The organism is Clostridium sp. Marseille-P2415, from assembly GCF_900155545.1.
Taxonomy (GTDB): Bacteria; Bacillota; Clostridia; order Lachnospirales; family Lachnospiraceae; genus Lacrimispora.
In genome coordinates this window covers 3,015,242-3,030,618 of record NZ_LT732526.1, presented here as the reverse complement: position 1 = coordinate 3,030,618, position 15,377 = coordinate 3,015,242, and the positions used below count along the sequence as shown (strand labels likewise).

Annotated in this window: 17 protein-coding genes; 10 read left to right on the top strand and 7 right to left on the bottom strand. The window is 41.3% G+C overall.

Features of this window, described 5'->3' with window-relative positions; genetic code table 11:
- Positions 1–79 precede the first annotated feature (79 nt).
- The 5 genes from BQ9856_RS18720 (at position 80) to BQ9856_RS18700 (ending at position 5,885) form a co-directional block, all read left to right on the top strand.
- Complete coding sequence (locus BQ9856_RS18720; protein WP_077612382.1) at positions 80–1,477, top strand: ABC transporter substrate-binding protein; 1,398 nt, start codon at positions 80–82, stop codon at positions 1,475–1,477.
- A 136-nt stretch (positions 1,478–1,613) separates the two neighbouring features.
- Positions 1,614–2,456, top strand: coding sequence for a carbohydrate ABC transporter permease (locus BQ9856_RS18715; protein ID WP_077612381.1), 843 nt, complete (start codon positions 1,614–1,616; stop codon positions 2,454–2,456).
- Between the two features lie 35 nt (positions 2,457–2,491).
- Positions 2,492–3,325, top strand: coding sequence for a carbohydrate ABC transporter permease (locus BQ9856_RS18710; RefSeq protein ID WP_442855597.1), 834 nt, complete (start codon positions 2,492–2,494; stop codon positions 3,323–3,325).
- A 27-nt stretch (positions 3,326–3,352) separates the two neighbouring features.
- Positions 3,353–4,831 carry a 4-alpha-glucanotransferase gene (malQ, locus tag BQ9856_RS18705; protein ID WP_077612379.1) on the top strand — a complete coding sequence of 493 codons (1,479 nt, stop codon included), beginning with the start codon at positions 3,353–3,355 and terminating at the stop codon, positions 4,829–4,831.
- 22 nt (positions 4,832–4,853) lie between these two features.
- Complete coding sequence (locus tag BQ9856_RS18700; protein WP_077612378.1) at positions 4,854–5,885, top strand: LacI family DNA-binding transcriptional regulator; 1,032 nt, start codon at positions 4,854–4,856, stop codon at positions 5,883–5,885.
- A 286-nt stretch (positions 5,886–6,171) separates the two neighbouring features.
- Here the strand turns inward: BQ9856_RS18700 and BQ9856_RS18695 are convergent, their stop codons facing one another.
- The 3 genes from BQ9856_RS18695 to BQ9856_RS18685 all read right to left on the bottom strand — a co-directional run bounded on the left by BQ9856_RS18695 (position 6,172) and on the right by BQ9856_RS18685 (position 8,204).
- Positions 6,172–6,405: a hypothetical protein gene (locus BQ9856_RS18695; protein ID WP_077612377.1), complete on the bottom strand. Its 234-nt coding sequence runs from the start codon at positions 6,403–6,405 to the stop codon at positions 6,172–6,174.
- A 298-nt stretch (positions 6,406–6,703) separates the two neighbouring features.
- Positions 6,704–7,480: a M56 family metallopeptidase gene (locus BQ9856_RS18690; protein WP_268875618.1), complete on the bottom strand. Its 777-nt coding sequence runs from the start codon at positions 7,478–7,480 to the stop codon at positions 6,704–6,706.
- 331 nt (positions 7,481–7,811) lie between these two features.
- Positions 7,812–8,204 (bottom strand): BlaI/MecI/CopY family transcriptional regulator, encoded by a 393-nt coding sequence (locus BQ9856_RS18685; RefSeq protein WP_077612375.1) that lies wholly within the window; start codon positions 8,202–8,204, stop codon positions 7,812–7,814.
- 303 nt (positions 8,205–8,507) lie between these two features.
- Between BQ9856_RS18685 and BQ9856_RS18680 the strand changes: the two genes are divergently transcribed.
- Both BQ9856_RS18680 and BQ9856_RS18675 read left to right on the top strand, forming a co-directional pair.
- Positions 8,508–9,008 carry a hypothetical protein gene (locus tag BQ9856_RS18680; protein ID WP_077612374.1) on the top strand — a complete coding sequence of 167 codons (501 nt, stop codon included), beginning with the start codon at positions 8,508–8,510 and terminating at the stop codon, positions 9,006–9,008.
- Between the two features lie 91 nt (positions 9,009–9,099).
- Positions 9,100–9,570, top strand: coding sequence for a VanZ family protein (locus BQ9856_RS18675; protein WP_077612373.1), 471 nt, complete (start codon positions 9,100–9,102; stop codon positions 9,568–9,570).
- A 521-nt stretch (positions 9,571–10,091) separates the two neighbouring features.
- On the opposite strand, the gene BQ9856_RS18670 is transcribed toward BQ9856_RS18675, so the two are convergent.
- Positions 10,092–10,841, bottom strand: a complete 750-nt coding sequence (locus BQ9856_RS18670; RefSeq protein ID WP_077612372.1) for a hypothetical protein — start codon at positions 10,839–10,841, stop codon at positions 10,092–10,094.
- 120 nt (positions 10,842–10,961) lie between these two features.
- Positions 10,962–11,294, bottom strand: a complete 333-nt coding sequence (locus BQ9856_RS18665; RefSeq protein ID WP_077612371.1) for an Abi family protein — start codon at positions 11,292–11,294, stop codon at positions 10,962–10,964.
- Positions 11,295–11,403: 109 nt separating this feature from the next.
- Here BQ9856_RS18665 and BQ9856_RS18660 point away from each other — a divergent pair, with 109 nt between their 5' ends.
- Complete coding sequence (locus BQ9856_RS18660) at positions 11,404–11,685, top strand: 50S ribosomal protein L7/L12 (RefSeq protein ID WP_077612370.1); 282 nt, start codon at positions 11,404–11,406, stop codon at positions 11,683–11,685.
- A 371-nt stretch (positions 11,686–12,056) separates the two neighbouring features.
- Positions 12,057–12,587, top strand: coding sequence for an HD domain-containing protein (locus tag BQ9856_RS18655; RefSeq protein WP_077612369.1), 531 nt, complete (start codon positions 12,057–12,059; stop codon positions 12,585–12,587).
- Positions 12,588–12,675: 88 nt separating this feature from the next.
- Here BQ9856_RS18655 and BQ9856_RS18650 read toward each other — a convergent pair whose 3' ends face one another.
- Positions 12,676–13,149: a methylglyoxal synthase gene (locus tag BQ9856_RS18650; protein WP_077612368.1), complete on the bottom strand. Its 474-nt coding sequence runs from the start codon at positions 13,147–13,149 to the stop codon at positions 12,676–12,678.
- On the bottom strand, positions 13,149–14,402 hold the full coding sequence (locus BQ9856_RS18645; protein ID WP_077612367.1) for a BTAD domain-containing putative transcriptional regulator: 1,254 nt from the start codon (positions 14,400–14,402) through the stop codon (positions 13,149–13,151). Before BQ9856_RS18645 ends, BQ9856_RS18650 begins: the two co-directional genes overlap by 1 nt.
- 145 nt (positions 14,403–14,547) lie before the next feature.
- Here BQ9856_RS18645 and srtB point away from each other — a divergent pair, with 145 nt between their 5' ends.
- A complete protein-coding gene (gene srtB, locus BQ9856_RS18640) occupies positions 14,548–15,315 on the top strand; it encodes a class B sortase (protein ID WP_077612366.1) in 768 nt (255 codons plus the stop codon).
- The last annotated feature ends 62 nt before the right edge of the window (positions 15,316–15,377 follow it).

Genomic DNA, 15,377 nt, shown 5'->3' with positions numbered 1-15,377 from the left:
ATGGTTCCCAAAGCGGAGTCTCCAATGGTCAGGGAATAAGTCATGGCCTGTAACAAAACAGGCACGGAAGGAGGATATTATGAAACTTAGAAAACTGGCGGCACTTACTTTGGCGGCAGCGGTGGCGGCCGGGACACTGATCGGCTGTTCTTCGGAAAAAGCCACAGAGACCACGGGAGCGGAACAAAAAGCACAGGCAGGGGAAACCGGTTCCGGGAAGACCGGCGGTACGGCAGAAGCCAAAGGACAGATTTATTATCTGAATTTTAAGCCGGAGGTGGCGGACATCTGGGTGGAGCTTGCAGAAAAGTATACGGCAGAAACAGGCGTACCGATGAAAGTACAGACGGCGGCGGCAGGTACATACGAGCAGACGTTAAAATCGGAGGCGGCAAAGAAGGAACCGCCTACCCTGTTTCAGATTAACGGTCCCATCGGCTATAAGTCCTGGGCAAAATACTGCAAAGATTTAAAGGATACAGCCATCTACGGCCATCTGATCGACAAGGATATGGCTGTGAAGGATGGGGACGGCGTTTATGGCATTCCGTACGTGGTGGAAGGCTACGGCATTATTTACAATGATGCGGTCATGAAGAAGTACTTTGCTCTCGACGGCGCAAAGGCCAAGTCCATGGATGAGATCAAAAATTTTGATTCCCTGAAAGCAGTTGTGGAAGATATGCAGGCAAGAAAATCAGATCTTGGAATAGAAGGGGTGTTTGCTTCCACTTCTTTTGCACCCGGTGAGGACTGGAGATGGCAGACTCATCTGGCAAATCTTCCGATCTATTATGAATATAAGGATGACAACGTATCCGATAAGGATGCCATTGACTTTAAGTATGCCGGCAACTTTAAAAACATTTTTGATTTATACATTCACAATTCCTGCACAGATCCCAAGATGGCAGGGGCTAAGACCGTTGAGGATTCCATGGCAGAGTTTGCTTTGGGTAAGGCTGCCATGGTACAGAACGGAAACTGGGGCTGGGGACAGGTGTCCGGCGTTGACGGCAATACGGTAAAGGAAGAGGATGTGAAATTCCTTCCGATCTATACAGGAATGAGCGGCGAGGAAAAACAGGGGCTTTGCATTGGCACGGAGAATTTCTTCTCCATCAACAGCCAGGCAAAGGAAGAGGACCAGAAAGCCTCCATTGATTTTATGGAATGGCTCTTTACTTCTGATACCGGAAAGGATTATGTGACCAACAAGCTGGACTTCATCGCTCCATTTGATACCTTTTCGGCTGATGAAAAGCCGGCCGATCCTCTGGCTAAGGAGATTGACCGGTATATGAACGACGGCGATTTATATTCCGTTACCTGGAACTTTACGTCATTCCCAAGCCAGACCTTTAAAGATAATTTCGGGGCCTCCCTTTTGCAGTACGCGCAGGGAGGCAAGGACTGGACAGCAGTGGTAGACGACATGAAGGCTGATTGGGCCAATGAAAAAGCCATGACGAAATAGCATATTCGAAATTGGGAGATGGGTGAGCGCGGGGGAGATGCCTCACCCATTTTCCTGTGAGGAAGCATGATTCGCTTTTGGCTCATCGAATGGCATTATGCCAGAACAGAGAAAGACATTTAGAAGGAGGCATTACATGCAGAAGTCAATGAAACGGTATTTTCCAATTTTTGTTCTGCCGACACTGGCTGCATTTATCATTGCATTCCTGTACCCTTTTATCACAGGCATTTATTTGTCCTTTACGGAATTTACCACGGTAAAGGATGCGGACTGGGTGGGAATATCAAACTATAAAAAGATTTTTATGGATCAGAATTTTGTAAATGCGCTGGTATTTACGGTGAAGTTTACCATTGTTTCGGTAGTGACCATCAATGCGCTGGGGTTTCTGCTTGCCTACATACTCACAAGAGGGATCCGGGGAACCAATCTTTTCCGCACCGTATTTTTTATGCCGAACTTGATCGGCGGCATTGTGCTGGGCTATATCTGGCAGCTCTTATTAAACGGAGTTCTGGCAAAGTTCGGTGTTACCCTTTCCTTTGATGCAAAATACGGCTTTTGGGGGCTGGTGCTTTTGATGAACTGGCAGCTGATCGGGTATATGATGATTATTTATATCGCAGGACTCCAGAATGTTCCCGGAGATTTGATCGAGGCCGCAAAGATCGACGGTGCCTCCGGATTCCAGATATTAAAGCGCATCATGATTCCCATGGTCATGCCCTCCTTTACCATCTGTCTGTTTCTGACCCTGACAAACTCCTTTAAGCTGTTTGACCAGAACCTGGCATTGACGGCCGGAGGACCGGGAAGGCAGACCAGCATGCTGGCTCTGGATATTTATAATACCTTTTACGGAAGAGTTGGCTGGGAAGGGGTAGGCCAGGCAAAGGCAACGGTATTTTTTCTTATGGTAGCAGTCATTTCCCTGACCCAGCTTTTCTTAACAAGACGTAAGGAGGTGGAAAGCTGATGAACAGAAAGGTAAAGAATTCTGAAATTGCACAAATGGAAGTCGGTCATGCGGCGGGAACGGTTCTTACAGTCGTTTTAACGGTACTTTCTCTGGCATTTTTATTCCCCATTGCGCTGGTTTTGATGAACTCGTTTAAGAGTAAGCTGTTTATCAGCGATGTGCCGTTCCAGTTCCCAAAGGCCGGTACTTATGTGGGGCTTTCCAATTACCTGGAGGGCGTCCGCAAAACAGGATTCTTCCCTGCTTTCGGCCGTTCCCTTTTTATCACGGTTGCTTCTGTTGCGGTCATTGTCTTGTTCACATCCATGACTGCCTGGTTCCTTACCAGAGTAAAATCGACATTCACCAGCTTTTTGTACTATATCTTCGTGTTTGCCATGATCGTTCCGTTTCAGATGGTCATGTTCACCATGTCCAAGACGGCCAATGACTTATACTTAAACTCCATGTACGGCCTGGTGTTCCTTTACCTGGGCTTTGGTGCGGGGCAGGCGGTATTTTTATTCTGCGGCTTTGTAAAGGCCATCCCGCTTGAGATCGAGGAAGCAGCCATGATTGACGGCTGTTCCCCCGTTCAGACGTATTTTCATGTGGTATTCCCAATGCTTAGGCCCACGGCTGTGACGGTTGCAATCTTAAATGCCATGTGGATCTGGAATGATTATCTTCTTCCCAGCTTGATTCTTCCGCAGGAAAAAGGTACAATACCAATGGTTATCCAGAACCTAAAGGGGGGTTACGGCTCCATCGATATGGGAGCCATGATGGCAATGTTAGTTCTGGCAATCTTTCCAATTATTGTATTTTATTTAAGCTGCCAGAAATATATCATAAAGGGTGTGGCTGCAGGTGCGGTGAAAGGCTAGAAAACAAACAGAAAAAGGAGACTGTATATGCGGGAATGTGGTATATTGCTTCCGGTTGCAAGCCTGCCGTCGAAGTACGGGATCGGAGCATTTTCGAAAGAGGCATATGAATTCATTGATCTATTAAAAAAAGCAGGGCAGCATTACTGGCAGATACTCCCCCTGGGGCCTACCGGTTATGGGGACTCCCCTTACCAGTCGTTCTCCGCATTTTCGGGAAATCCGTACTTTATTGATCTGGATGAACTGGTGAAGGAAGGCTTGCTTACCAAAACAGAATGTGAAGCGGTTGATTTTGGGAAAGATCCAAGGGATATTGATTATGAAAAAATGTACTTTAACCGTTTCCCCTTACTAAGGAAGGCTTACATGCGGTGGAAGGAGCAGGGCCATACATCGGAAGAACCGAAAGGGGTTTTAGGCGGGGAAACGGCCCTGTATTGTTTCTATATGGCGGTTAAAAACCATTTTGACGGGAAGAGCTGGATCCTATGGGATGAGGATATCCGGCTCAGAAGGCCGGAGGCTGTCGCCCGTTATGAAAAGGAACTGGCCGATGAGACTGGATTTTATGGCTTTCTTCAAATGGAATTCGAAAAGCAGTGGAGCCGGTTAAAGGCTTATGCCAATGAACGCGGCATACGGATTATCGGTGATATGCCCATATATGTGGCCTTTGACAGTTCGGATTCCTGGTTCCACCCGGAATTATTCCAGTTTGATGAAAACTGTGAGCCCATTGCGGTGGCAGGCTGTCCGCCGGATGGATTTTCTGCTGCCGGACAATTGTGGGGAAATCCGCTTTACCGGTGGGAATATCACAGGGAAACGGATTATGAATGGTGGATGAAGCGCATGGAATACAGCTTCCGCCTGTATGATGTGGTGCGGGTGGATCATTTCCGGGGCTTTGATGCGTATTATTCCATACCTGCAGGAAGTGAGAATGCGGTTTTCGGCACCTGGGAAAAGGGACCGGGCATAGATATTTTCAACCGGATGAGGGAGAAATTCGGAAAACTGGACATTATAGCGGAAGATCTTGGCTTTTTGACGGCTTCTGTGCTGAAGCTGGTAAAGGATACGGGATTTCCAGGTATGAAGGTGCTTGAGTTCGCTTTTGATTCCAGGGAGGAGAGCGACTATCTTCCTCACAATTATACGCCGAACTGTGTGGTATATACCGGAACCCATGACAATAATACCATAAGAGGCTGGTATGAGGATTTATCGCCTGAGGACCGGCAGCTTGCAGTTGATTATTTGAATAACGCCGGGACTTTGGAGGAAGAAATCCACTGGGATTTTATCCGCCTGGCCCTGGCAAGCGTGGCTAAGTTAGCGGTTATCCCGGTTCAGGATTATCTGGGCCTGGGAGGAGAGGCCAGAATCAATGAACCTTCCACCCTGGGGAAAAACTGGAGGTGGCGCATGCTTTCCGGAGAGATTACAGAGGAGCTTGCAGAGAAATGCAGAAAGATCGCAAAGCTTTACGGCAGGGTATGACGAAAGGAGATGAGTATTTCTGATGGAGTCTATAAACATTAAAGACATAGCGAGGATATGCGGAGTCGGTGTCAGCACCGTATCCCGGGCCATTAACAATCATCCGGATATCAATCAGGAGACAAAGAACAGGATCATGCAGGTGATCAAGGAAAATAATTACATTCCCAATAACAGTGCACGGAATTTAAAACGTACCGATTCCAGGGCCATTGTAGTTTTGATCAAGGGGATCGGGAACCCCTTTTTCGGCAAGATGATCCGTATTTTTGAGGAGGAGATTCAGAAAAAGAAATACTCATTTATCATGCAGCGGGTGGATGAGAAAGAGGATGAGGTAGATGTAGCCCTGGAACTGATAAAGGAGAAGAAACCGAGAGGAATCGTATTTCTGGGCGGATATTTTTCCCACAGCAAGGAAGAACTGGCACAGCTTACCGTTCCCTATGTGCTGAGTACCGTCGGCATGACGGAATATTTAGGCGAATCACCTGCTTTTTCCTGTGTATCCGTAGACGACTTTGCAGAAAGCTATAAGATGGTGGATTATTTATGTAAACTTGGCCATAAGAGAATCCTGATCTTGGCAGCCGATCCGGATGATGAGAGCATTGGGCGCCTTCGGCTTGAGGGCTATAAAAAAGCTCTTACAGACAACGGGATATCTCCGGATCCGTCACTGATCAGATTCTCGGATGAATGTGAGGAGTGTTATTCCATGGCCAACGGACACCGTATGATGACCCGGGTTTTGAAAGAGGACCTGGAATTTACCGCTGTGTATGCGATTTCAGACAGCATCGCCATCGGTGCCTGTAAAGCGGTATTTGAGAATGGAAAACGGATACCGGAGGACTATTCCATCGCCGGCTTTGACGGACTGGATATTGCCCATTTTTACAACCCGGCCATCACCACCATACGCCAGCCCGTAGAAGAAATGGCCGAAGCCACGATCGGTATATTATTCGATGTTATCAAGAATCAGGCAGAGCACCAGAAGAAGGTATTTAAGGCTGAACTGGTGGAAGGACAATCCACCAGAAGTTTATAATGAATTCATAAAAAGGAGACCGGCGTTTGAAGTGCTCTTCACTTCAACCTAGTCTCTTTTTACTTGATAACAGCATCACGATGTTCATGCCATCTTCAAGCCAATGGGAGGCTTTGGTATGGTGGAACTCATGAATTCTGATTTGTTTTGTGCCGCTCCTGGAGCAGGCCGTTTCATTTCTCCATAAAGCAGTGCTTTGGTTGAGGGGAATATACGGCTGTCAGCGTCTGGATCATATACTTGTTTTATGTAGCTTTCTATTATCCCAATAAGTTGCTTAAGTAACTTATTTCCAATCTCCAATCCATTTAACTTTTGTATAGTTATATTGCCGTTTATATAACTTCCCATTTTCTGTTTTGTATCGCCATTCAATTATATCGGATTGTGGCCAAACGGATGGTTCTTCTACTGAATTGGGTACAGGAGTATATGTATATGCATATACCTGTGTTTTAATGCCTCCTGAAATAACAGCAACCAAAAGTGAAACATAGAAAATTTTAGACAGCTTTTTCATGCCTATATACCTCCTTTAATTATTAGTTAAGTATTTGAGAAATTCTATAATACTTAAATTTAATAAGTTTTTAAGTAAACAAAATGTTTATCTTAAAACTTTCCACTAAATTAACTACAGACATATATAATAGTCTCTTATCTGCTATCACTCATTAATAATTCAATCAAAACGGCGAAAACCAAAAACTTTATAAAAAAATTTTAGATGTCCATGTTATACGGATTTTTAATTTGACATTTACTTAGCAAGCATTAAAGGTTAATGAAAATCTCTGTATATCTAAAAATCATCTTACTTAATATATGGATAATCCAGAAAACTCTTCAGGAATACTTGAGAAATTCACCACGTATTTGTCATTTATGTATAAGTCATAGGACTTATCTTTCTGTAATACTAAATAATCAGTTTTAGAATTGACAGAAAATGTTCCCTCGACCTCCGTAGGATTTACTTCATATGATTCAAATGTATAAATAAATGAAAAAAGCAGAGCCACGATGGATAAAAGTAACAGTCCAGCATAAAATATAAAGCTTTTTCTATTATTTAAAAAATTATTAGACTTTAAAGCAGTCTTAATGCGATATTCTATCATGCTATTTTTCATGGAAAATGGTAAAGCTAGATTATTAATTTGGTTTTTATCAATTTGCCTAGACATTTTAACCAAAGTTTCCAAATAAGAAAAACTAACTGAACTTGATAGACTTTTCATTACGTTTGCATCTGCCTGTAATTCCAAAGAGTAAATAATTTCTCTGCGTAGGATCCAGATAATAGGATTCCACCAATAAATAATTGAAATTATTTCAATACATGCCCTAATTAAAATATGGTGATGCAATAAATGTTCCAATTCATGGTGGATTATGAAATTAGCTTCGTCATTTGAAATTTGAATAGGCAAAACTATAATTGGCTTTAGAAAACCTGTGACAAACGGTCCTGTATTCAAATCCAATTGAATAATCCGAGGTATATTGCTGATTTTTTTTAAAATGCAGAGTTTTTTTAGTATATGAATGATCCCTTGGTTAGTAGTTAATGGGACTAAAAGAAGTACTCTCATCAATTTTGGTGATTTATAGTTACTTGAGTTAACATCAATATCATGACAGAAAACCATATCCAGGAAAATATAGTTCCAATGGTTATATTTTTTATTAAATTAAAGTGAGTTATTCTGTAAATAACAGGCAAAATATTTTTAGATGCCAAAGTATGCGTGAATGAATATTCATGCGGAATAAGTAATTTGAAAAAAATTAAAATTATGATTACAAAAATAGGAATCCCCTTTTTATAAGTTAAAGAATTAGGGCACCTTAAAATAGGAACTAATATTAACGCTGCAAAACCACAGAATAGACAATTTGTTAATATTAGAGAGAACGACATTTTTAATCACCTCGTTTTTCCTTATTGAGCCTTATTATATCTTCCAATTTATCTAGGATATCTGGTTCACTATCTTTCAAAAAGTGATCGATAAAATTAACTGTTGAAAAATTTAATGTATTCAATCGCATAGAGTGTAGTTGATCAGCAGCGTATTCTTCGGCACTTATAATGGGTTCATAACATCTGGTTAATACTGTGCCACTATAAACAATATCAGCGATTTTAATATATTGTTTTTTTAATAAGTTGCGCATAGATGCTTGCACAGTATTGATATTTAGTCCATTTCCCTTTTGAGTAATCTCAGATGCAGTTAAGGGATCTTTAGAACACCATAAAACTGACATAATATCTTTTTCTTTTTCACTAATTTTGGGTAATTTGCTTTTCATATTAATGTCACCAACCTTCGGATTATACTACTATATTATCAGGAAATATCTTTGACTTCAATAATAATTTAATTAAAATGTAATTAAATATTATTACAATAAAAATTTATAGACACTTGACATTTTGATAAAATTATATTAATATTGAGTCAGTAAAAAAATACATTATTAAAACCACAGGCATTTTAAATTTAAAAAGTTTGAAAAAATGCTTCAAAATTACGAAAGAAGGTGATACCATTGTTATTAGAAGATTTATTACTTGATTAAGAAAAATGTTGTTTTGAGAAAGGAGAACAGAAAATGTTGAAATTAAAAAAAATTGTTGTTGTTCTGCTATCACTTGCAATGTTATTTAGCACAAGTATTTCTGCTTTTGCAGCTGGAACTCCCGACACTCTTAGCCCTTATCCTCCTACATACTCTGGAATTGTATTAGATGGAGCCAATCCCCCTTCAAGTGGTGCGGATATACACAATTTGTCAGTATCTTCATATAGTTATCAGGCAAAAGATTTTGGTTACAGAATTTATACGAGCAAGTGGCTAACAGGTTCTAAAACAATGAATGTAACAGTGAAAGATTGGAAACTCATTAAGGAGTATGGTGGAACAAAGGATGAGCTTACCATCCGTATATTTAATTCATCTAAAAAAGAAGTTAAATCCCAAACAATTACTATATCCGGTGATGTGGGATCTGCTTCATTTTCTGGGTTGAGCGCTTCTGCAAAATACTATGTTTGCTTTGAAGTTCCAACAAACTCTAACCGTTATTCATTCAATGGTTCAATATCACAATAAAAGAACCTTGTTTTAAATAAGAGCCATATCAAGAAACGATATTGTCGAATTATTGATATGGCTCTGTTTCATTATTATAGGAGTGTATAAAATGAATAACAAGAAAATCACTTATCTTTGGTATGTATATTTATTATTACTTTTTATAGTTATAGTCATAAAATTTAATGGCTCTATTAATGAGTTATTTGATAGAATGAATTCTATAAATACGAACAAATCAAAGGGGAATTGGAATGTAAATTTAGTTCCTTTTAATTCTATAGAGGTTCAATTAGAGTACCGTTATCAGTGGTGGGCTGTAAAAAGTATTTTAGGTAATCTGATTGCTTTCATACCATTAGGTTTTTTGCTACCAATTACACATAAAAAATGTAATAATTTTTTTAAGACTTTTTTGGTATCGCTAATGCTAATTCTAGCAATTGAAGTGTTTCAGCTAATAACATCGTTAGGATATTTTGATGTCGACGATATAATTATGAACATGATTGGTTCCATAATAGGCTTTTGTCTATATTCTGTTTTAAAAAAAGTTTATAAAGGGAAAAATGGTTTTTAATTCAATAATTATTTACAGAAATACATCAATAATATATTTAATTTATCTTCTGGTGCGGTAATGTAGTTATTTTGAAGATACTAAGTATGAAAGTATTGGTGTATTTTTCTGTGAGATATGTCAAGTATAATTCTCATAAATAGTGTAAATAGCTATATTCACTGTTCTTTTGTATAAATAAATAAAGTAAAGTATGCCTTTTTTCAAATATGCTGACTTTGAGGGAGGGTATAGAAAAATATGTACATGGAATAGTGTAAGGATGGAGTTCACATATGGTTGCTATTTTTATTAAGATAGCGTTGTATGTACATGCTTTACTATAAAAATATTATATGTAAAAAAGACAGCATCTTGCTTTGATAAGCAATGTGCTGTCTTTTGTGCGCCTAGTAGGCGCATACTCTAACGAGTGCAAGTCTCAAATCCGCCTGGTAGAGGGAAGGATATAGCCGAACACCAAAGGCGTTGTGGGTAACTGCAAGAAAACAGCTTCAAAAATACACTTAAGCCTCCGCCGTCTATTGCCCGGAAGTCCGGGAGGTTTTTGCTTCGGACGATTCTAAGGATCCTTCTTCTGCCTCTTCACTTTCCATTTCTGCCTCTTCTATGTTCTCGCCCTTTGGATTAAAAGTAACATGAAGTTCATTTCCGGTTTTATCTCTGGCTTTAATGGTCATATTTTCCTTTTTCATTTCAAACGTTATAAGACCTGTACTCCGGTCAATGGAGAGAGGAAGAATCTCAGGGTTGTCATCATCGCATGCGGAAATGGACGAGAAGTCCACGCCGGACTGGGTGTCCTCCAAACGGAAGGAAAGGATTCCGTCTTCAAACAGATTGTCCTTTACAGCAGGCGGCGTATCATCTAAAACATTGACCTGTTCATCTAAAATGGTCTTCATTTTGTTGAAAGACGTGAGCTTTATCTTAAGCATGCCATTGTTTTTAAGGGTTGCTGTGTAGGTCTTTGAACCTGTCTTCACGGCTTCAATGGGAGTTCCGTCTAAAGCCAGTTCCACGTTTTTAATGGGAAGCAGGGATTTGATTTTTAATTCCATAGTTGTAGAAATATAATCGCTGCTTTCATTGATCGTGACCTCACCCTCCGGTTTGGCTGTTACTAGAAAGAAGATCAGGCCATTGACAACGATGAAAGGAAGCACATAAAACAGAAGGACCGTCAGGAAACCGCTTCGTCCGGTATCGTGCTGGTAACCGGAGTTTGTTTTCCTGCGGTTGGGTCTGGATTGATTATTATACTGGTTCATACTGAATTAACTTTCCTCCTGATAGTTTTTACGTTTCTAAGCATATCAGAAAATGAAGCTTCTTACAAGATTATCTGTTAAATCGTAATAAATTTAATTTATTCTTACGAAATGCCGTGTTTATGAGTGTTTGAAGGCTCTTACCTTATCATCTGACTGCATTTTGACTGCATTGTAATAATCTTCAAGTTTGTATTTGCGCTTATTTTGGTAATTTCTATATTGTAAATACTCATCTTGGCGTGTACCAAATGATTTTGTAATAACATCTGCAACAGCTTCTTTGATATGTTCTTCCAAATCCAACATAGCAGCCATTACAGCAATACGCAAGTTTTTATCTAACGCATATAGTGAACATAATTGTTCAAAAGTAATATTTGATCGAAACGTTTTTCCTTGGTCTGAGTTAGCGGTGGCTGGCTGGAGAGGGCATCTGGCGGATAGATTCAGCCGGGTGAATTAAAATATTTTGTACATTGATAACTTAATATTGATAGTTAGCGAGCTGGATGATACTCTATTAGTGAAGACTATATAAATACATGAGGAGAAAAATGAAATGGGAAGCTATACAATTGTGTTGATGTGTGTTGTCGGACTTTTGACATATAATGAAATTTCTACATTAAAAAAGGTGATTCAAGATCAAGAAAAGCGACTGAATCAATTAGCAAAACTGACAGGTCATGAGGATTTATCTTCTTATTGGGTTTCTGATGAACTAAAAGAGCAAGCTATTCAGTTAAAACGGGATGGGAAAAAGGTCGAAGCTATTAAAAAAATCAGGGAACAAACCAAAATGGATTTACTTGAAGCAAAACAATATGTTGATCAATTGTAGAATATGAGCATTATGCGAAGGTAATAAAATTTAATATATAAAGAAAATTACTAACTATCAGTATTGAGCTGGTAGTTTTTTTATTGCCGGAAAGAGAGAGGAGTTAACAAAGTAAAATCATTATTACATGATCCAGGCAGCAAACGCCGGATCGCATCCTGGATCATCGGAAATATGCCAGAACATCACAGCTATCTGAATCCTTCCTGATTTTGACTGCTTTAAGGTGGTAATAGATGGTGATACAAAAAGTATCTAAAACCACGGTTTTAAGCCGAAAACTACGATTTCTTAAGCTATTTTACAACACGGTCTGTTAAATCGTAATAAATTGTGTTAATATATAGGAAAGAAACAAAAGGAGATGCAGTATGGTCGAGAAAGCCGTTGCGTTTGCAGCCAGATCCCATGAGGGAACCTTTCGAAAAGGGACGAAGGTACCCTATATCGTCCATCCGCTGGAGACTGCTGTGATCGTTGCATTGATGGTAACGGATGAGGAACTTATCTGTGCCGCCCTTCTTCATGATGTGGCGGAGGATGCCGGGGTTACGGAAGATGAGCTTAGGTCAGAATTCGGAAACCGGGTGGCCGGACTTGTAATGGAAGAAACAGAAGATAAGACGAAAAGCTGGAAAGAACGCAAAAGTGCGACACTTGACCATCTGGAGACCGCTTCGAGAGAAAGTAAGATTCTTGTTTTGGCGGACAAGCTGAGCAATTTACGGACTACGGCGAGAGATTTGCTTTTGATCGGGGACGATCTCTGGCAGCGTTTTAACGAAAAGGATAAATCAGAACATGCCTGGTATTATAAAGGAATCGCGAAACGCTTATCCGGGCTTGAAGATTTTCCTGCCTATCAGGAATATATAAAGCTGTGTGAACGGGTTTTCGGTTAAGGGTTTAGGGAAAGGAAAAGAGGCAGGGTCCTGCCTCTTTCCTGATATCTTTTAATAAAAATTAAATGTATGACAAAAAGCTGTAATCCTACAGGTTTTTTGCACGGTCCGCGATGTTTTTATTAAAATTGATGATCTGATGCTCATAGGTGTTATCCATAAGCGGGGAAGTGATGATAAAATCAGCGGTTGCCCTGGTGTTGGCAATGGGAATGTCATAAACCTGGGCGATGCGCAGGAGCGCCTTAACATCCGGATCATGGGGCTGGGCTGTCAGAGGATCGGAGAAAAAGATCACCAGATCGATCCTCCCTTCCACAATCTTTGCACCTATTTGCTGGTCCCCTCCCAAGGGGCCGCTGTTATAGCCTTTTACGGGAAGGCCTGTCTGCTCTGTAATCATGCGGGCTGTTGTTCCGGTTCCGCAAAGGGTGTGTTTTTCCAGTGTACCCTTGTGCTCCTTGCACCAGTCTATCAGAGCGTGCTTTTCATTGTCATGAGCGATGAGTGCGATGTTCTTTTTCTTTTCAAGCGTGAGTGTAACATAGTCATCCTGTAACATCATGTTCCTCCTGTAGGTATGTTTTTATGTATGGCATTGTTCTGGTAAGAAGCATTGCTGGGCATAATGCTCTGCAGCGAATAGGTAATGGAAAGGTCTTTTCTCGAGTATTCCTTTTTGAAATTCTGGATAATTCGTTTTAAAACCATTTCCCCGTTTTCATAAGTCGCAGTGGGCAGAAGCATGAGATACTGGCTTACGCTGTACCGGCTGAAAATGTCGCCCCGGCGTAAGGAGTTGCGGATGGATTCACCCAGCTCATCCATGGCCCGGGTCTGAACAGCCGGTTTTAAAAGCTCTCCCTTTAAATTACTGATGGTCAGAAGGCATAAAAAGATCGAGTCTCCGGTACGTTCGATCGCTCTTGCTTCCAGCTGATAGATGTCCCGGAACACGGAGGGCTCACAGCAAAAGGCGCCCTTGCTTGTACTTCCTTCTAATAGGATTTCCTGTATGGTGCTTAAATCCATGGTGATTCCGTGTTTTTTATCGCTGATCAGTTTGTAAAGCTCTTTAAAACGAATGGAAGGGGTGATGGCAAATTCATTGTAGAACATATCGTTTACCCGTTGATAATGTTCCATGGCCATCATCTGGTTGCCGCTCTGGTACAGGGCGTAGATCAGATAATAATGGGCATCCTCCCCATAAGGATCAATTGCAATGGCCTGCTGGCAAACATCGATGATAGTAGGGTAATCCTTTCTGTCATCCAACAGGAGCAGAGTTTTGCGGATCAGCTTTTGGTAAAGGGTGTGATAATAGGTATGGATCGGCACGACCCAGGATTCCCACTCGGACTTGGGAAGGAAATTCCCTTTATACAGGGAAAATGCCTCCATACAAATGGATAAGCGTGCGTCTTCCGAAAGATCGGCGGCTTCCGATTGCAGGCACAGATCTTCAAAGCGGTCCGTATCGCAGACCGTAATAAGGTCTTTGGTCCAGCCATAGGCCTTCCGGTTCTGGAAAATAAGTTCCTGTGTGGGATATCCAAGCGGCTCCAAAAGCTTCCGGACCCGGAACATTAAGGTTTTCAGCGCCCCGGCCGGATTGTTGCTGGCCTCATCCTTCCAGAATAAATCAATGAGCTCCTCCACCGGTATGTCCCGGCCCCGAAAGGTAATCAGATATTCCAAAAGGCTCCATGGCTTTTTAGCTTGATTGTTCTGGTCTACAATCGCCTTATCTCCGATCGATATGGAGAATCCTCCCAGCATATTCACATAAATGGTTGATTCTAGATTTTTCATAAACATCTCCATAATTGCATTTTCTAACATAAGTATATAGAAAAATAGTCGAAAAGTCTAGGGCTGCTTGTAAAAGATTGTGATTTTTATAAAAATAAAGTATACTTAGGGGGACTTAAAAACGAAGAGAAGGCGGGAGTAAAGCATGAAGAAAAAAAATTTGGCCCTTGGTGTTCTTATACTGGCCGCTGTTTTTTTGGCCATCGGCGCAGGGATGCTCTATTCTGATTTCCGGACAGAAGACCGTACGGAACGTCAATACGAAAGCCTGGCGGAACTGGCAAGAGAGGATACAGCCGGGGTGACGAAAGAAACTGTCCCGGAAACAGATAAAAGCAGTACTTATGTTTCGCCCATCCGGTTTGAGGAACTTCGGAAAATCAACCCGGACATCGTAGGCTGGATCAAGATCGGGGGTACGGAGATTGACTACCCCATTGTACAGACGGATAACAATGATACCTATCTGGATACGGATTTCGAAGGCAATAAAAGCGCGGCCGGAGCCATTTTTCTTGATTTCGAGAGCGAACCTGACTTTTCCGGAAGGCATAACATAATATATGGGCACCATATGAAAAACGGAGCCATGTTTAAAGACCTTGTAAAATACAAGGACGAGACCTTTTTTAAGGAGCACCAGGATATTACGGTATACACGCCTGAGAGGGAATTCCGCTTAAGGCCCATAACCGCTTTTTACACGGATTCGGCTCCGGTCCGGCGGAAAACCGCGTTTGAGACAGAGGAGAGCTTTCAGGCATACGTCGGAGAGATGATAAAGGGAGGCCCGTTTCTGCAGAAGCCCGAGGAGCCCGTCGGGCGGCTCTGGTCCTTTGTGACCTGCAGCTATGAGTTTCAGGATGCACGGACCATTCTATACGCCTGTGAAGTGCCCCAGGTTGAAAAATAGGGGCTTTTATGGTATATTACATATGATTCTGTGAAAACTGCAGACTGGAAAAAGGAGATATT